General features: G+C 71.9%; 12 protein-coding genes. 9 read left to right on the top strand and 3 right to left on the bottom strand.

Going from position 1 to position 18,273, the window contains the following annotated elements; genetic code table 11:
- Window positions 1-311 precede the first annotated feature (311 nt).
- From Mam01_RS11630 to Mam01_RS11620, 3 genes are all read left to right on the top strand, one after another.
- Window positions 312-1,442 (top strand): sugar phosphate isomerase/epimerase family protein, encoded by a 1,131-nt coding sequence (locus Mam01_RS11630; RefSeq protein ID WP_204285385.1) that lies wholly within the window; start codon window positions 312-314, stop codon window positions 1,440-1,442.
- 114 nt (window positions 1,443-1,556) lie between these two features.
- Window positions 1,557-4,865, top strand: coding sequence for a PQQ-dependent sugar dehydrogenase (locus tag Mam01_RS11625; RefSeq protein ID WP_204285384.1), 3,309 nt, complete (start codon window positions 1,557-1,559; stop codon window positions 4,863-4,865).
- Between the two features lie 166 nt (window positions 4,866-5,031).
- Window positions 5,032-6,069, top strand: a complete 1,038-nt coding sequence (locus tag Mam01_RS11620) for a DUF4349 domain-containing protein (protein ID WP_204285383.1) — start codon at window positions 5,032-5,034, stop codon at window positions 6,067-6,069.
- A gap of 18 nt (window positions 6,070-6,087) precedes the next feature.
- Here Mam01_RS11620 and hemE read toward each other — a convergent pair whose 3' ends face one another.
- Window positions 6,088-7,125 carry a uroporphyrinogen decarboxylase gene (gene hemE / locus Mam01_RS11615; protein ID WP_204285382.1) on the bottom strand — a complete coding sequence of 346 codons (1,038 nt, stop codon included), beginning with the start codon at window positions 7,123-7,125 and terminating at the stop codon, window positions 6,088-6,090.
- A 480-nt stretch (window positions 7,126-7,605) separates the two neighbouring features.
- On the opposite strand from hemE, the gene Mam01_RS11610 reads away from it, so the two are divergent.
- The 4 genes from Mam01_RS11610 to Mam01_RS11595 all read left to right on the top strand — a co-directional run bounded on the left by Mam01_RS11610 (window position 7,606) and on the right by Mam01_RS11595 (window position 10,706).
- Window positions 7,606-8,202 carry a DUF3000 domain-containing protein gene (locus tag Mam01_RS11610; RefSeq protein WP_204285381.1) on the top strand — a complete coding sequence of 199 codons (597 nt, stop codon included), beginning with the start codon at window positions 7,606-7,608 and terminating at the stop codon, window positions 8,200-8,202.
- Window positions 8,203-8,205: 3 nt separating this feature from the next.
- Window positions 8,206-9,429 (top strand): HRDC domain-containing protein, encoded by a 1,224-nt coding sequence (locus tag Mam01_RS11605; protein WP_150931821.1) that lies wholly within the window; start codon window positions 8,206-8,208, stop codon window positions 9,427-9,429.
- A 99-nt stretch (window positions 9,430-9,528) separates the two neighbouring features.
- Window positions 9,529-10,098, top strand: a complete 570-nt coding sequence (locus Mam01_RS11600) for an RNA polymerase sigma factor (RefSeq protein ID WP_204285380.1) — start codon at window positions 9,529-9,531, stop codon at window positions 10,096-10,098.
- Window positions 10,095-10,706, top strand: a complete 612-nt coding sequence (locus tag Mam01_RS11595; protein ID WP_204285379.1) for a hypothetical protein — start codon at window positions 10,095-10,097, stop codon at window positions 10,704-10,706. Before Mam01_RS11600 ends, Mam01_RS11595 begins: the two co-directional genes overlap by 4 nt.
- Window positions 10,707-10,795: 89 nt before the next feature.
- On the opposite strand, the gene Mam01_RS11590 is transcribed toward Mam01_RS11595, so the two are convergent.
- Window positions 10,796-13,231: a hypothetical protein gene (locus Mam01_RS11590; protein WP_204285378.1), complete on the bottom strand. Its 2,436-nt coding sequence runs from the start codon at window positions 13,229-13,231 to the stop codon at window positions 10,796-10,798.
- Between the two features lie 240 nt (window positions 13,232-13,471).
- On the opposite strand from Mam01_RS11590, the gene Mam01_RS11585 reads away from it, so the two are divergent.
- Window positions 13,472-14,656 (top strand): thiolase family protein, encoded by a 1,185-nt coding sequence (locus Mam01_RS11585; RefSeq protein ID WP_204285377.1) that lies wholly within the window; start codon window positions 13,472-13,474, stop codon window positions 14,654-14,656.
- The gene (locus tag Mam01_RS11580; RefSeq protein WP_204285376.1) at window positions 14,653-16,773 is read left to right on the top strand and encodes a 3-hydroxyacyl-CoA dehydrogenase NAD-binding domain-containing protein; all 2,121 of its coding nucleotides are present in this window, start codon (window positions 14,653-14,655) and stop codon (window positions 16,771-16,773) included. The genes Mam01_RS11585 and Mam01_RS11580 overlap by 4 nt, the downstream gene beginning before the upstream one ends.
- A 317-nt stretch (window positions 16,774-17,090) precedes the next feature.
- On the opposite strand, the gene Mam01_RS11575 is transcribed toward Mam01_RS11580, so the two are convergent.
- Window positions 17,091-17,507: an HNH endonuclease signature motif containing protein gene (locus tag Mam01_RS11575; RefSeq protein WP_204285375.1), complete on the bottom strand. Its 417-nt coding sequence runs from the start codon at window positions 17,505-17,507 to the stop codon at window positions 17,091-17,093.
- Between the last annotated feature and the right edge of the window lie 766 nt (window positions 17,508-18,273).

Genomic DNA, 18,273 nt, shown 5'->3' with positions numbered 1-18,273 from the left:
AGTTTCCGGCTTGCTACACAAAGTTCATCTACCTGCGATGCAGCAGTGTGCGGAAGATCATCTGCCGCCCCGGCAACCCCTCCCGTCCCACCCGAAATCCCTGGTCATCCGACTACTCCCTGACAGACTTTGTCCTGTGATGGAAGAAAGTTCAAAAGATCATGACGAAACTTCTTCCACGGTAGGTAAAAGAGGCGTAACTTGCTCGTCAAGTGCTCCGCACCCACCTGACCTCCCGATCCGCTCCACCAGGAGCGACGCACAGGTCCAGGGGTCCAGGTGCTTCCACGCAGATGGAGTAGGTAAGACAGATGAGTGCGTACGAAGAAGAGATGGAGACAGCCGGCAACCTCGGACGCAAGCTGGGGCTCAACAGGCGCCAGTTCCTCGCGGCCACGACCGGCATGGCGGCCGTCGCCGCGGTCAGCGCGGCGGGCCCGATGAAGTCGGCCGCGCGTGCCGCCAACGGCATCCTGGTCCCGCCGCCGCGGCGCGGCATCATCCTCTACACGGTCCGGGACGCGATCACCCGCGACCCGCTGACGAGCAACCTCGCGTCCGGCTTCAAGGCCGTCCTGCAGGAGCTCGGCCGGATCGGCTACGCGCAGGTGGAGTTCGCCGGCTACGCCCAGCACCGGAACGCCGAGGGCGGCGCGAGCCTGGAGAGCGTCGAGGGCGCCCGCCTGCTGCGCGGCTGGCTGGACGACAGCGGCCTGGTCGCCCAGGGCAACCACGGCTTCATCCCCGGCTCCTGGCCGCTGAACCAGGCCGACCTGGACCGCTTCAAGCTCCACCTGGAGATCGCCAACATCCTCGGCATGAAGCACGTCGGCACCGGCAGCGACCCGACGGGCAGCGCCTACAAGGCCGACTGGGACGTGGCCGCCGAGAAGTGGAACACCCTCGGCCAGATCGCCTCCGAGGCGGGCCTCAAGCTGTACACCCACAACCACGACGTGGCCTACAGCTTCCTGCTCGACAGCGGCCCGCTCGACGCGCAGGGCCGGCCCACCCGCTCCTCCGGCATCCGCCGCCTGGAGTACTTCCTCCAGAACACCGACCCGAAGCACGTGTGGCTGGAGATGGACATCTTCTGGGCCTACGTCGCGCAGTACAAGCACAAGACCTACACCGCGCCCGACGGCTCGGCGCAGACGCAGATCTTCAACCCCCTCGGCGTCGTGCAGGCCCAGACGATGCGGTTCCCGCTGTTCCACGCCAAGGACGGCAAGATCAACACCGGTACCGCCAACGGCTACGACATGGTCCCGTTCGGCACCGGCGACATCGACTACAAGTCCTTCTTCTCCGAGATGGGCGCCAAGGGTTACCACAACCCGATGTACGAGCAGGACAACGCCCCCGGCGGCACCGCCAACCCGGGCCAGTCGCTGCAGTACGCGGCGCTCAGCTACAACAACATCTCCAAGCTCCGCGGCTGACGCTCTCAACAGCCGCCGGGAATCGGCGGACCGCCACGTGTTCGTTCGCAGCGGCACTCGTGGCGGCCCGCCGTTGCCTTGCCACCCCCCACGAAGAGAAGAGGCGCAGCAGACTTGAAGCGTACTCGCATGCTGCTCGGTGGTCTCGCCGCAGCACTGACTCTCCCGTTCGCGGCGTTCACCGCCGCACCCGCCCAGGCGGCCGACGAGCCGGCTCTGAACTGGCAGAACTACGAGAAGGTCACTCTCACCAAGGACGTCGGCGAGCCGATCGACATGGCGGTCCTGCCCGACAGCCGCGTCCTGCACACCGCCCGCAACGGCGACCTCCGGCTGACGGACCCGGCCACCGGAGTGACGAAGATCGTCAACACGATCGACGTCTACAACAACTCCGAGGACGGCCTGCAGACGATCGGCCTGGACCCCGACTTCGCGGACAACAAGTGGGTCTACGTCTACTACGCGCCCCGGAAGATGACGGCTCCGTACCCGGAGACGACCCCGGCCGGATCGGCGCCCAACTCCCTGCCCGCCGGCGCGGACGTGTCCTACTGGAACCAGTGGAAGGGCTACAACCAGCTCTCCCGGTTCAAGTGGGACGGCGGCAAGCTCGACCTGTCCACCGAGCAGGTCATCATCAAGGTCGAGACCAACCGCGGGCAGTGCTGCCACGTCGCCGGCGACTTCGACTGGGACGACGACGGCAACCTCTACCTGGCGACCGGTGACAACACCCCGGCCAGCACCCCCGGCGCCAACGGCATGGCGCCCAACAACGACGCCCCCGGCATGAACCCCGGCTTCGACGACCGCCGCGGCGCGGGCAGCACCAACGACCTGCGCGGCAAGATCCTGCGGATCAAGGTGGGCGCGGACGGCTCCTACACGGTGCCCGACGGCAACCTGTTCCCGAAGGGCACGGCCAAGACCCGGCCCGAGATCTTCGTGATGGGCGTGCGGAACCCGTTCCGCATCGACGTCGACGGGAAGACCGGCACGCTCTCCTGGGGCGACTACGGCCCGGACGCCGGCGCAGCCGACCCCCAGCGCGGCCCGATGGGTCTCGTGGAGTGGAACGTCACCCCGCTGGACAAGCCGATGAACGGCGGCTGGCCGTACTGCACCGGGAACAACTTCAACTACAACCACTGGGACTACGCGAACTCCAAGCCGCGTGAGTTCTTCGACTGCGCGGGCGGCGCGACCAACGACTCCGTCTGGAACACCGGCCTGGAGAAGCTGCCCCCGGCGACCCCGGCCGACATGTACTACGGCGACCGCGCGAGCGACCAGCCGGCGGAGTGGTCCGGGCTGACCGAGTTCGACCCGGTGCAGAACGGCCAGGCCCCGATGGGCGGCCCGGTCTACCACTACGACGCGGACAACAAGTCGGCGACGAAGTTCCCCGAGTACTGGGACAACAAGTTCTTCTTCGGCGAGTTCTCGCAGGACTACCTGGCGGCGTTCACGGTGTCCGGCTCCGACGGGCCGGTCACCAAGCTCGAGCACTTCCTGCCCAACGCCGAGCTGACCAAGATGGCGATGCCCATCACGGACAACCCGATGGACCTCGAGTTCGGCCCCGACGGGGCGCTGTACGTCCTCGAGTACGGCGACGGCTTCTTCCGCGCCAACCCCGACTCGGGCCTGTACCGCATCGACTACTCGCCCGGCAACAAGGCCCCGCAGGCGAAGATCACCACGGACCGGACGTCGGGCACCAACGCGCCGCTCACCGTCGCGTTCAGCGGCGCCAAGTCCTCCGACTCCGAGGCCGGCGACCTGACCTACGAGTGGGACTTCGACGGCGACGGCACGTTCGACGCCAAGGGCGTGACGGCGACCCACACCTACGACAAGCTCGGGCAGTACACGGCCCGGCTGCGGGTCACCGACGCGGGCGGCCGGTTCGGCCTCGCCACCGTCGAGATCACCGTCGGCAACACCGCGCCCAAGGTCTCCATCGAGACCCCCGGCGACGGCGGCTTCATCGACTGGGGCAACGCGGTTCCGTTCAAGGTCAAGGTGACCGACCAGGAGGACGGCGACAGCCCCACCTGCAGCCGGGTCGCGTGGACCTTCGGCCTCGGCCACGACACCCACGCCCACCCGATCACGACCGGCACGGGCTGCACCGTCACCTGGGCGACCCCCGCGGACGCTCCCGAGCACGGCGTGACCGAGAACATCTTCGGCGTGGTCGTGGTCAGCTACCGCGACAACGGCGCCAACGGCATCCCCGGCGCCTCCGGCGACGCGACCCTGATCCTCAACCCCAAGCTCATGCAGGCCGAGCACGGGGACGACAGCAAGGGCGTCACCAAGACCCCGGACGCGACGGCGTCCGGCCTCAACAAGGTCACCTCGTTCGACGCGGGTGACTACATCGGCTACGACCCGGTCAACCTCGCCGGCATCACCGCGGTGAAGACCCAGGCGACCGGCGCGGGCACCCTGTCGCTGCGCTGGAACTCGCCGACCGCGAACCCGTTCGCGACGGTCGACATCCCGGCCGGGTCCGGCTGGCAGACGGTGACCACCGACCTGAAGAACGCCCCCTCGGGCAGCGGCAAGCTCTACGTCACCTCCACCGGCGGCGTGGACGTGGACGCGTTCACCTTCGTGGGCGACGGCGTCGCCGACAAGACCCCGCCGACCGTGACCGCCACGCTCAACCCGGCCCAGCCGACCGGTGAGAACGGCTGGTACAAGGGCAACGTGACGCTGACGGTCACCGCGACCGACAACGGCACGGTCGCGAGCCGGCAGTACTCGGTCAACGGCGGCACCACCTGGCTGAACGCCAACAACGCCGTGACTCTCAGCACCGAGGGCACCACCGAGGTCCGCTACCGCGCGACCGACAGCGGCGGCAACGTCTCGCAGATCGGCACCGTCACGGTGAAGATCGACAAGACCGCCCCCGCGGTGGCCGTGAGCGGCGTCGAGAGCAAGGCGTACGGCGACTCGGCCTCGATCACGCCGGTCTCCTCGGCCACCGACGCGACCTCCGGCGTGGCGAGCGTCACCGCCAAGATCGGCGACCGTACGGTCGAGTCCGGGGCGGCGATCCCGCTGTGGACGCTGCCGCTCGGCGACAACACGCTGACCGTCACCGCCCGCGACAAGGCCGGCCTCACCACCGAGCAGACCGTCACCTTCCAGGTCACCACCTCGTTCGCCGACGTGCGCGCGCTGCTGGCGACCTTCAAGGCGGCGGGCAAGATCAAGAGTGAGTCGCTGCTCAAGGAGCTCGACAAGGCCGAGGAGCAGGTGGTCGACAAGGGCCGCAACCACAAGGCCGTCGGCAGGCTGGAGAAGTTCATCGAGTTCGCCGGAGAGGGCAAGAAGGTCTCCGACCCGGCCGTCAGCGCCGTCCTCGTCCGGGACGCCGAGGACCTGATCAGGCAGATCAGCTAGCACGACCCCCGTGGGCTCCGGCCCGGCCCGGCCGGGGCCCACGCGTCTCCACCCCCCGGCAGTGAGACGCCGGCGATGACCAGAGGCGGCGATGACCAGATGCATCGTGATGCCATCGTGATCGCCGGCGTCGAACTGTCCGTGCGGGTGAACCGATGTACCTAGCATGAGTCGAATCCGGTACGGTGCGGCGGCCCTGGCGGCCGCCGCCTTTCTGTTGACGGGATGCTCCGGCGGCGGCGACTCGTCGAGCGGCGCGGCGAACGACGCCGCCGCACCGGCGCCCGCCATCCAGGAGCAGGCCCCCGCAGTGGGATCGGCGGGGGGCTCGGCGGCGGGCTCGGCGCAGGACGCGAAGGCCGCGGCCGGCGGGAACGGCAAGCAGGGCGACCTCAAGCTCGGCCAGGCCGACCGATCCATCGTCTACACGTCGGAGCTCATCGTCGAGGCCAAGGACGTCACGGTGGCGGCCGACCGCGCCAAGGAGATCGTGAGCGGCGCGGGCGGATACGTCGCCCAGGAACGCAGCGACTTCTACGCCGGCGACGAGCACTCCCCGGGCAGCGGCCAGTGGGTGATCGTGTTCAAGGTGCCCCCGGACCGCTACGCCGGCGTGCTGGCCCAGCTCGGCCGCGATCTCGGCGTCCGCAAGTCGATGCGGCAGAACACCGAGGACGTGACCGAGGAGGTCGCCGACGTCGCCAGCCGGGTGAAGTCGGCCGAGGCCGCGCTCGGCCAGTTCCGCACGCTGCTGTCGAAGGCCGACAAGATCGGCGAGATCATGGAGATCGAACGGGAGATCTCCAGCCGTGAGTCCGAGCTGGAGTCGCTGCAGGCCAGGCAGAAGGCCCTGGAGGGGCAGACCGGCATGGGCACGGTGACGCTCACCCTGTTCCCGCAGCCGGGCGCCTCCCCCTCCCCGCCCGCGAAGAAGCAGGAGGACACGCCGGGCTTCCTCGCCGGGCTCCGGGCCGGGTGGAACGCCCTGTCCACGGCGACCGGGGTGACGCTGACCGTGGTGGGCGTGCTGCTGCCCTGGATCGCCGTGGCCGCCGCGCTGTGGCTGGCCGGCCGGGAGATCGCGCGCCGGGTCCGCCGCCGCAGGCCGCCCGCGCCTCCCGCACCCGCCGCGCCGCGTCCGCCGGTCCGGACACCGGTGTACACCCCCGGACCCGGGCAGGCGCCCGGCGACGAGCCCGAGTAGGACCGGCCGGAGCAGCGGTCAGCGGGCCGACGCCTCGTGGACGAGGTCGGTGAGCCGGGCGAGCTGGTCGGGATCGGTCGAGGGGAGCACGCCGTGGCCGAGGTTGAACACGTGCCCCTCGGCCACCCGCCCGCGTTCGAGCACGTCCCTGGCCCGGCTCTCGACGACCTCCCACGGAGCCAGCAGGATCGCCGGGTCGAGGTTGCCCTGCAGCGCCTTGCCCGCGCCCACCCGGAGCGCGGCCTCGTCGAGCGGCACCCGCCAGTCGACGCCCACCACGTCGGCGCCGGCCTCGCCCATCAGGCCGAGCAGCTCGCCGGTGCCGACGCCGAAGTGGATGCGCGGCACCCCGAGGTCCGCGAGCCCGGCGAAGATCCGGCTGGTGTGCGGCAGCACGTACGTGCGGTAGTCCTGCGGCGCGACCGCGCCCACCCACGAGTCGAAGAGCTGGACGGCCGACGCCCCGGCCAGGGCCTGCACGCGCAGGAAGGCGAGCGTGATCGCGCCGAGCCGCTCCATCAGGGAGTGCCACAGCTCGGGCTCGCCGTACATCATGGCCTTGGTGCGGTCGTGGTTCTTGGACGGGCCGCCCTCGATGAGGTACGACGCGAGCGTGAACGGCCCGCCGGCGAAGCCGATCAGCGGGGTCCCGCCCAGCTCGCCGGTGAGCGCGCCGACGGCCTCCGTGACGTACGGCACGTCGTCCGGCTCCAGCGGCCGCAGGGTGTCGATGCCCGTCTTGTCGCGGATGGGGGTCTCGACGACCGGGCCGACGCCTGGCTTGATGTCCAGGTCGACGCCGATCGCCTTGAGCGGGACCACGATGTCGCTGAAGAAGATCGCCGCGTCGGTGCCGTACCTGCGGACCGGCTGCATGGTGATCTCCACCACCAGGTCGGGCGTGGCGCAGGCGGTGAGCATCTCGACGCCCGCGCGCACCCTCCGGTACTCGGGCAGTGAACGCCCGGCCTGTCGCATGTACCAGACGGGCGTGTGCGGGACGGCCTCCCGCCGGCAGGCGCGGACGAAGACGGATTCGGCGAGCTGGGGTTTCACGGCACCAGCCTGCCATGCCCGGGGGCCGCCCGGCGCCGTGACCCGCCACCTGGAGTTCCCGGAGGACGCGAAAAACTCCGCCGATCCCGTAAGGTGAACCCCATCCCCTCCTGTGAGTCGCCTCACAGCTCGGCAATGTGTTCGTCAATCGGCCATCCGGCATCGATTCCAATACCACTTTCGAGACACGCCGAGTGCGATGCGGGGAAATGTCGGCGGGACGTGCCAACGTCGGATCAGTCCCGAGCGACCGCCACGACCGTGGATCCGACGAGAGGCCCCGGAGCGATGACTTCGATGTGGAGTTCCCCCGAACACCGCACTGATCACGGTGCCGATCACAGTGCCGAGCGACCTGCCTGCCGCCGGGGAGGCGGGCGCCCGAGAACGCGAGCGGCGGCGACGGCTTGACGACCTCTCATGTCCCCCACAGCCACCCCCCTGCTTCGCGCTCTCCCGAATCCGACCTACTCTTCCGTCATGACCCTCGGTGAGCCGCCGGCGCCTCCCGCCGCCTTCCGGCGCGCGCTGGAGACGCTGCGCCCCGCCGGGGTCCGGCCGGAGATCGAGCTGGAGGACATCCCGGCGCCCCAGCGGCTCGCGCCGTACTCCGGGGCCGTCGGCGCCTCCGTCTACCGCGACGACGACGAGCTCGCCGTCGGCCGCCTGATCCTGTTGTTCGACCCCGACGGCCAGCGCGGCTGGGAGGGGCAGTTCCGCCTGGTCGCCTACGTACGGGCCGACGTGGAGCCCGAGATGACCACGGACCCGCTGCTCGGGCCGGTGGCCTGGAGCTGGCTCACCGAGGCGCTCGACGCGCACGGCGCGCGGTACGCCGCGGTCGGCGGCACGGTCACCCGGGCGGTCTCGGAGGGGTTCGGCAGCAAGGCGGACGACCCCGTCACCACCGAGATCGAGCTGCGGGCCTCGTGGTCGCCGCTCGACGAGGACATGTCGCCCCACGCGGCCGCGTGGTGCGATCTGATGTGCCTGGCGGCGGGCATCCCCCCGTTGCCCCCCGACGTCGCGACGCTGCACCCGCGTCCCGCCCGCAGAGATGACCCGAAGGTCCCGTAGCCAGTGTCAGAACCCGTAATCCAGCCGCTGTTGGAGCCGCGCGAGGGAATCCCGCCCGTCATCGAGGACCCCGCCGCGCTGAGGGCCGCCGTGGAGGCCTTCGCGCGCGGCACGGGACCCGTGGCCGTCGACGCCGAGCGCGCCTCCGGCTACCGCTACAGCGGCCGCGCCTACCTGGTGCAGCTGCGCCGGGCCGGCGCGGGCAGCGCGTTGATCGACCCCGTCGCCTGTCCCGACCTGTCGGCGCTGGACGAGGCGCTGCGGGAGGCCGAGATCGTCCTGCACGCCGCGAACCAGGACCTGCCCTGCCTCGCGGAGCTCGGCTTCCGGCCGCGGCGGCTGTTCGACACCGAGCTGGCCGGACGGCTGCTCGGCTACGAGCGGGTGGGCCTCGGCACCATGGTCGAGCTGGTCCTCGGGCTGCGGCTGGAGAAGGGGCACTCGGCCGCGGACTGGTCGACCCGCCCGCTGCCGGAGGACTGGCTGCGGTACGCCGCGCTCGACGTGGAGGTGCTGGTCGAGCTGCGCGACTTCCTGCACGACGAGCTGACCGGGACGGGCAAGCTGGAGTGGGCGCTGGAGGAGTTCGCCGCGATCCTCGCCGCCCCCGCCCATCCGCCGCGCACCGATCCGTGGCGGCGCACCTCCGGCATCCACCGGGTCCGCTCGCTGCGCGGGCTCGCCGTGGTGCGGGAGCTGTGGACGCTGCGCGACGAGATCGCGCGGGAGGCCGACCTCGCGCCGGGCCGGGTGCTGCCCGACTCGGCGATCGTGCAGGCCGCGCTCGACCAGCCCCGGACGACCAAGTCGCTCACCGAGATCACGCCCTTCGTCGGCCGCAGCGCCCGGCGCCACCTGAACGACTGGCTCGCCGCGGTGAACCGGGGCCGCACGATGCCCGAGCCGGCGCTGCCGCAGCCCGTGGGGCCCGGGGACGGCCCTCCCCCGGCCAACCGATGGGCCGACCGCGACCCGGCCGCGGCCAAGCGGCTCGCAGCGGCGCGGGCCGTCGTCGCCGCGCTGGCCGACGAGCACCGCATGCCGACCGAGAACCTGCTCCAGCCCGACACCGTACGCCGCCTCACGTGGGAGCCGCCCGCTCCGATCACGGAGGAGTCGGTGGCCGCGCGGCTGCGCGCGCTGGGCGCCCGGGAGTGGCAGATCGGCCTGACCGTCCACCCGCTGACCAAGGCGCTCGAACGACTGGAGATCAAGGGAGAGGTGTGACCCGGGACGCCGGCGACCGGCGTACGTCCCGGGAATGAAGCATTTCGGCCTGGCGCGGCAAGTACAGGTGACCGCATACGCCAGGAAAGGCCGAGATGCATGACAACCACCCGCGAAGTCGTCGCGGCGGATGACGCGACCCTCATCGGGAGATCGCTGCACGAGCCGGAGATCTTCGCCGTCCTGTTCGACCGGCACGCGCCGCTCCTGCACCGCTACGTGACCAGGCGACTGGGTCCCGGCGAGGCGGAGGACGTCGTCGCCGACACCTTTCTGGCCGCCTTCCAGAGCCGGGGCGCTTACGACCGGGGCCGCCCCGACGCCCGGCCGTGGCTCTACGGCATCGCCTCGAACATGATCGGCAGACGCCGGCGTGCCGAGACGGGCCTCTACCGCGCGTACCTGCGCAGCGGGGTGCACCCGGGTGAGATAGCGGGCGCGCGGGTGGAGGACGGCGTCAACACCCTGGCCGTCAACCGCCCGCTGGCGCGGGCCCTGCTACGGCTCAAACGGGCCGACCGCGACGTGCTGCTGCTCGTCGCCTGGGCCGGCCTCACCTACCAGGAGGTGGCCGACGCGCTCGCCATCCCGCCCGGCACCGTGGCCTCGCGGCTCAACCGCGCCCGCGCGCAGATCCGTCAGTCATTGGGAGAAGGAGAACGACCATGAAGGCGCTCGACGACATGTGGCAGGACGTCCCGGTGGCCTCCTTCGAGGACCTCGCCGGGGCGAGACGGCGGCTCATGGACGGGATGCGCACCCGGCGGCGCGTCCTCACCGCCCCCCGGCTGCTGGTCGCGGCCGGCGTCGCGGCGGCGGCCGTCGCGGCACCGCTGATCGCCGGCGGCGGGACCCCGGCGTACGCGGTGACCGAGAACCCCGACGGCACGATCACGGTGGTTCTCAACGAGATGCGCGACCCGGAGGGGCTGCGGGCCGATCTGCTGGCGGCCGGCGTCACGGCCGACGTGTCGTTCCTGGCGCCGCGCACGAGGTGCGCGGATCCTCGGTTCGAGGGCACGGACCCCTCCTACGGGTCGCCGGGCCCCACCGGCGCGCTGCGGACGGGTGTGGAACGGTGGCGCTCGTTCCAGGCGACCCAGGTGGTCGACGTCCACGAGATCAGAATCCGTCCGGAGTTCATCCGGCCGGGCGAGACGCTCGTCCTGGAGTTCCGCGACAACCGGAACGCGCAGCGGCCCTGGACGCTCGGCGCCTGGCTGGCCAGGGCCGGCTCGCCCGTGAAGCCCTGCACGCCCGTCCCTGACCCCGCGTGAACCACTGACGCCGGCTGAGCAGGCGGGAGCTCCTGGAGGTACGCGGCCGGCAGTGGCCAGGGTACGTCCAGGAGCTCCCCTCCCCGTGATCAGCTCCCGTCGTCGTCGGTCACGACGAGCCGGGTGAAGCCGCCGCCGATCGTCGCGTTGACCGGCACCGAGGCGACCACCTGGTAGGACTGCGGCGCGGACGCCACAGCGGTGTCACCGGCGACCGGCACCTGGAAGGACGCCTCCAGGGACCGGGCCGGGATGACGACCTCCTGCGCCGCCGAGGCGACCACCGGGGCGGCCCCGGTCGCGATCGTCTGGATCTGGACCGTCACCGGCGCCTTGCTCCTCTCCGACAGCCGCACCGTCATCGTGGCCGTGCCCGGCCCGTCGCCCTCGTCCACCGTGGCGCCCTCAACCGACACCTGCGGCAGCCCGCCGGTCCGGGCCTCACCCGCGGCCATCGTCGTGAACGCGAGGTCGGCGAGGTAGACGGCGCCCTTCTGGCTCGCACCCGAGATCCGGATCTCGCTGATCTGCTGCGGCTTGACGCCGGTGAGCGTGCGCAGCGGGACGCGGACCGTGCGCAGCCAGGTCTTGGGCAGCGGCGAGGCCGTGCCGGGGAACGACGTGAGCGCGTCGCTCACCTCCGACACCCTGACCGTCCGCGACGCGCCCTTCTTGTCGACGACCTCGACCGCGAGGTCCACGTCGCCGGTCGCCTTCTCGTCCCGGGCCGCACGGAAGGTCAGCGCGTCGTAGCGGGAGACGTTCTGGTCGGGCCTGTCCAGGGGCACGGTCACCGCGCCCGTCGGGTCGCTCCAGGAGAACCGCAGCACCGGCGTCGAGGCGACGTTGCCCGCGTACGTCGCGGGCGTCCAGGACGGCGCCTGCGAGGTGGTCAGCGCGGTGGCGCAGGACGGCAGGCCGCTCTGCGGCGAGCGGTCGAGCATCCCGGCGCAGACGACCGCGGTGGCCGCGCCGGAGACCCGGGTGGACGGCGACGGCGACGTGAAGGAGGCCACGTCGAGACGGTCCCCGGCGGGCGCCTGTGCGACGGTGTGGACGACGGCCCGCCCGGCGGAGGGGGTCGTGCCGCCGCTGCCGTCGAACAGCGGCAGCAGGCCCCGCTCGCCGCCCTGGACCAGGCGGAAGAACCCGGCGATGTACGCGGTGCCGACGGCGTACTGCTCGGCGGCGGTCAGCCGCGACGGCGCGGCGCCGGCGCAGACCGGGTCGTTGCGGTTCGTCCAGTCGTCGGACGCGGGCGCGTGCGCCACCCCCGGCGTCCACTCGGTGTTGAAGAAGTTGTGGTCGGCGCCCATGACCATCAGCGAGGAGCGGAAGGCCGGGTCCGCGTCCACGGCGTACCGGGAGTCGTCGTAGAAGTGCTGGCCCTGCTGGTTGGAGACGTCCCCGTCGCAGTACGGCAGGATGACGGCCATCGGCGTGCCCGGCAGGGTCGCACGCGCGAAGTCCGTCGGCGCGAGCGGGAGCACCGCCCTGATCCCGTACGGCTTCGCCCGGCCCGCGTTCATCAGCGCGGCCTTGACGACGCCCTCGCCACCGCGCGAGTGGCCCATCAGGCCGACGTCGCCCATGTCGAGGCGGCCCTCGAAGAGACTCACCAGCTTCGCCTCGCCCACGCCCCTGTCCGCGTCGGCGAGCAGGTCGAGGTGCCGCATGACGACCTCGCCCCGGGCCAGCGCGCCCCGGTCCTCGCTGTAGGGGTTGTCTGCGGCGTTGACGCCGTTGGCGCTGACCGACACCACGACGTAGCCCTGACTGGCGAGCACGTCGGCCGGGCCGTCGTACCCCTGGTGGCTGGCGATGGGCCGCTGCCCCGCCGGGCAGGGCCACTGGGTGTTGGAAGTCGTCCAGGCCGTGGGGTTGTAGCAGGCCGAGTGGCGGCCGTGCAGGAAGACGACCAGCGGGCGCCTGCCGCGGGCGCCTTCGGGGAGGTAGACCTTCGCCCGGATCTCGGCCGGGCGGCCGCCGAGGCCCTCCAGCGTGATGGCGGTGTCGCCGAGGTCGTACTCGTCGTGGGTCACGGCGTACGGGCCGGGCGCGGCCGGGTCGACCGGTGCGGGGACCTGCGGGCCGTGGGGCTTGGCGGGTGAGGGGGCGGCCCTGCCGGCGGCCCTGTCAGCGGCCGTGTCAGCGGCCGTGGCGGTGGCCTCGGGCACCTCGCCGTTCCAGGCCACCTCGACGGAGGACGCCGCGGCGACGGAGGGGTCGGGGGTGACGACGGTCAGGGTCATGCCGTCGGGCGACTCCTCGGCCGGGCCGAGCGACCGGCCGTCCGCCGCGAGTTCGGGGACGGCGTCGCGGACCGGCAGCGGCGTGTTCAGGCGAAGGGTGACCCGGTGGCCGCCGCCGACGGGTTCGACGGTCCAGGCGCCGTCATCCCCGATCGAGCCGATCGGGCTGGGCGGCGCGGCGTGCGCGGATCCCGCGAGGAGGGAGGTGGACAGGGTCGCGGTCGTGACGGCCGCGGCGAGCGCCTTGGTCCAGGCGCGCACAGGGGAGTGCATTGGATCCCTTTTCGAGTGCAACGCCCCAAGAAAGCCGATCACGAGGGTTACATGAGGGATTCTTGGGGTTTGTGAGTCTTACATCCCGAATGAGACCGCTGTTGACCACATGTACTGATTCCTGACAGTTTCTCCCTGGTTAACGATCTCTCACTGGCGTGGTGGGCCCACCGCTCCCGGAACGGGTTACCGACCAGTAGCATGGGACTCCGGCAGCTACCGACAAGTAGGAGCGAACCCGTGCCTGCGTCCCGTGAAGTCGTCTTCGTCGACGGCGTTCGGACGCCTTTCGGCAAGGCGGGCCCGAAGGGCCTGTACGCCGAGACGCGTGCCGACGACCTGGTAGTCCGCGTCATCCGCGAGCTGATGCGGCGCAACCCCGGCCTCCCCCCGGAGCGGGTGGACGAGGTCGCCATCGCGGCCACCACCCAGATCGGCGACCAGGGCCTGACCATCGGCAGGTCCGCGGCGGTGCTCGCCGGGCTGCCGAAGTCGGTCCCCGGCTACGCCGTCGACCGCATGTGCGCCGGCGCCATGACCGCCGTGACCTCGGTCGCGGGCGGCATCTCCTTCGGCGCGTACGACGTGGCCATCGCGGGCGGCGTCGAGCACATGGGCCGCCACCCCATGGGCGAGGGCGTCGACCCCAACCCCCGGTTCCTGTCCGAGCGGCTGGTCGACGGATCGGCGCTGGTCATGGGCATGACCGCGGAGAACCTGCACGACCGCTATCCGTCGATCGGCAAGGAGCGCGCCGACGCCTTCGCCGTCGCCTCCCAGGAGAAGGTCGCCAAGGCGTACGCCGACGGCAGGATCCAGCGCGACCTGGTGCCGGTCGCCACCCGCAAGGCCGCCGAGGGCTGGGGGCTCGCCACCGTGGACGAGGGACCCCGCCCCGGCACCACGCTGGAGGGCATCCGCGGCCTGAAGACGCCCTTCCGCTCGCACGGAAGGGTCACCGCGGGCAACTCCTCCGGCCTCAACGACGGGGCGACCGGCTGCATCGTGGCCGCCCAGGAGGTGGCCGAGGAGCTGGGCCTGACCCCGCGCATGCGCCTCGTGTCGTACGCCTTCGCCGGCGTCGACCCCGAGGTGATGGGCGTCGGGCCGATCCCCTCCACCGAGCGCGCCCTGCGCCTGGCCGGGCTGTCCATCGGCGACATCGGCCTGTTCGAGATCAACGAGGCGTTCGCCGTGCAGGTGCTGGCCTTCCTGGAGCACTTCGGCATCGCCGACGACGACCCGCGGGTCAACCCGTACGGCGGCGCGATCGCGTTCGGCCACCCGCTCGCGTCGTCGGGCGTGCGGCTGATGATCCAGCTCTCGCGCGAGTTCGCCGAGCGTCCCGACGTCCGGTACGGGATCACCACGATGTGCGTCGGCATGGGCATGGGCGGCACGGTCATCTGGGAGAACCTCGCATGAGCACGATCGAGACCTGGAAGGCCCTCCTGGAGGGCAGGAACGCCGACGAGGTCGTGACCAAGGCGCTCGTGCGCGACGTCGAGCTTCCGTACGGCGCGGGCACGATGGCGCTGGTCACCCTCGACAACGGGCACGACCACACCAAGCCGAACACCTTCGGCCCGCACGGACTGCTCGCGCTGGACGCCGCGCTCGACGCGATCACCGCGCGCACCGACGTCGCGGCGGTCGGCGTCGTGGGCAAGCCGTTCATCTTCGCGGTCGGCGCCGACCTCAAGGGCGCGGCGGAGGTGTCCTCCCGGGAGGAGGCCGTCGCGATCGGGGCGCTCGGCCACCACGTGTTCCGCCGCCTGGGCGAGCTGGGCGTGCCGTCGTTCGCGTTCGTCAACGGCGCGGCGATGGGCGGCGGGCTGGAGATCGCCCTGCACTGCGCCTATCGCACCGTGTCGTCGGGGGTTCCGGCGATCGCGCTTCCCGAGTGCTTCCTCGGCCTGGTGCCCGGATGGGGCGGCACCCAGCTCCTCCCCCGGCTGATCGGCCCGGAGAAGGCCCTCAAGCTGATCATCGAGAACCCGCTGTCGCAGAACCGCATGATCAAGGGCCCCGACGCGTACGCCCTCGGGATCGCCGACGCGATGTTCGAGCCCGCCGACTTCCTGGAGGAGTCGCTGCGATGGGCGGCCCAGGTGCTGCGCGGCGAGGTGGCCGTGGAGCGCCCCGACCACACGGCGGAGGACTGGGCGCCGGTGGTCGACCAGGCGAGGACCCTCGTCGATCTCAAGCTGCGGGGCGCCTCCCCCGCGCCGTACCGGGCGCTCGACCTGGTCGCCCTGGCCCGTACGGCGTCGCGCGACGAGGGGTTCGCCGCCGAGGACGAGGCCCTCGCCGACCTGCTCATGAGCGACGAACTGCGCGCCGGGCTGTACGCCTTCGACCTGGTGCAGCGGCGGGCCAAGCGCCCGGCCGGCGCGCCCGGCAAGGCGCTCGCCCGCCCGGTCACCAAGGTCGGCGTGGTCGGCGCCGGGCTGATGGCCTCGCAGCTCGCGCTGCTGTTCGCCCGCCGCCTGGAGGTCCCGGTCGTGCTGACCGACCTCGACCAGGCCCGCCTCGACAAGGGCATCGGGTACGTCCACGGCGAGGTGGACAGGCTGCAGGCCAAGGGCCGGGTCTCCGCCGACCAGGCCAACCGGCTCAAGGGCCTGGTGACCGGGTCGCTGACGAAGGACGCCTTCGCCGACGCCGACTTCGTCATCGAGGCGGTGTTCGAGGACCTCGCCGTGAAGCAGAAGGTGTTCGCCGAGGTGGAGGAGGTCGTCTCGGAGACCTGCGTGCTCGCGACCAACACCTCCTCGCTGTCCGTCACCGCTATGGCGGCGAATCTGCGCCATCCCGAACGGGTGGTCGGCTTCCACTTCTTCAACCCGGTCGCCGTGCTGCCGCTGCTGGAGATCGTCCGGGGCGACGCCACCGACGACGCGACGCTCGCGACGGCCTTCGCGGTCGGCAAGGCGCTGAAGAAGTCGTGTGTGCTGGTCAAGGACGGGCCCGCGTTCGTCGTCAACCGGCTGCTGACCCGTTTCATGGGCGAGGTCACTGCGGCGGCCGACGAGGGCACCCCGCTGGAGGTCGCCGACCACGCGCTCGACTCGCTCGGCCTGCCGATGACGCCGTTCGCGCTGCTCCAGCTCGTCGGCCCGGCCGTCGCGCTGCACGTCGCCGAGACCATGCACACGGCGTTCCCGGACCGCTTCGGCGTGTCGGAGAACCTCGCCAAGCTGGTCGCCGCGGGCAAGCCGGGCCTCTACGGCCCCGACTTCCAGATCGACCCGGAGGTGCGGGCGCTGTTCGAGGGCGGCACGTCCCCCTCGACCGCCTCCCCCTCGACCACGGACGACGTGCGGCTGCGCGCCCTGCGGGCCCTCGCCCAGGAGATCAGGCTGATGCTCGACGAGGGCGTGGTCGCCGCGCCGCAGGACATCGACCTGTGCATGCTCCTCGGCGCCGGATGGCCGTTCCACACCGGCGGGATCACGCCGTACCTGGACCGTACGGGCATCTCCGAGGAGGTCACCGGCTCCCGCTTCCTGGAGCCCGGCGTCGCCTCGGTTCCCGAGTGACAGCACCGGCCTGACACCTGAGGCCGCCCGGCCCGCCGCCGACTCGGCGCGCCCGGCCGGGCGGCCTGCCCGAACCTGCCGCCGCCTCCACCGTCAAGCTGCGCTGAGTCCGAGCCATCAGGCGCAGGCCCGGACGCGAGGGCCCTCGGACGCGCGAGGGCTCAGGCCGCGTGGCGGTGGGCGGAGTGGGGCGGTCACCTTCGCCCCGGTCGAGTCGCTCTACAGCAACGGGGACGGCATCCCCGTCGCCTCCGCCCGCCTCGCCCCCTGACCGGCCCGCCCCCTGACCGGCCCGCCCGGTTCCCACACGCCCGCCTCTATACCCGCAGTCGGGTGGTTCGGGGGTTGCGGTAGGTGAAGGCCCACCGGTCGTCGCCGATGTTGCGGCGGGTGTAGCGGGTGGGGTGGCGGTAACGGTCGCGGTTGTGGAACTGGCACGCCGGCCCGAGCAGCTTCAAGTCGGTCAGCCCGCCGCTGCACCAGTCGTCGGCGTGGTCGATCTGGCACAGGGTGGCGGGCAGCGGGCAGCCGTCGACCCAGCAGGTGGCGTACCGGGCGAAGATCGCCCGGCGCTGTGCGGGGGTGGCCAGGCGGACCTTGCGGCCCATGTCCAGCACCTGCCCTGCGGCGTTCATGACGATCCTCACCAGAGTGCTGGTGCGAGCCAGCCGGTGCACGCTGGAGACGGGCAGCAGATGCCCGGTCGCCAGGATCAGCCCCGGCAACCCCCGCAACCACACCCCCGGCGGACCATTCACCCCCACCCCCGACCGAGCACCGGCGCTGCCGCCCGCCCACGGCGGACCGCCGTCTTCCACACCTGGCGAAGCGTCGGCTCCCATCCCCGCCCAGCCGCCACCTCCCAGCCAGGCGTCACCTCCCAGCCAGGGCTCATCTCCCGGCCAGGCACCACCGCCATGTTCTCCGCCCGGCGGAGCGTCGGGGTCCGTGCCCGGCGGAGCGTCGGCTCCCGCACCCGCCCAGGCTTCATCTCCCGGCCAGGCACCGTCGCCGTGTTCCGCACCCGACGGAGCGTCAGGGCCCAGTCCTCGCTCGATCCCCTCTTCTCCAGCGCCGGGGTTGGCGTCGGGGTCGTCGGGGCCGTTGGCGTGCTCCTGCTGGATGTCATCGCCGTCGCGCAGGTCGCCGCGCTCGTCGCTTTCGCTTGGGTCGACGTGCGGCCAGGCGGCAGCCGGACCGTCCGTGGGCGAGCTGCCGGTGGCTGCGCGGCCGGTGGCAGGCTCCTGCCCGTCAGCGCCCGCACCTGCGGCGGCAGAGGACCCGGCAGGGAAGGCGGCAGGGGCGGCGTCATCTCTTGCGGAGGGCGCAACGGTCGAGCACCCGTCCTCGTCGGTAGAGCGATCACCACCCGCCGGGGGCACTGTGGGTGTGCGTTCGGGGCTGACGGTCGATGGCCGAGTGCCAGGCTCCGCACCCGCTGACTCTTCGCCGGCGGGCTCCTCAACGGTGGGCTCGCCGTCATCTGAGGGCGTGCTGCTC

The organism is Microbispora amethystogenes, assembly GCF_016863015.1.
In the GTDB taxonomy this organism is placed as follows: domain Bacteria; phylum Actinomycetota; class Actinomycetes; order Streptosporangiales; family Streptosporangiaceae; genus Microbispora; species Microbispora amethystogenes.
The sequence above is the reverse complement of the archived record's forward strand: the minus strand, read 5'-3'. Positions and strand labels throughout refer to the sequence as shown.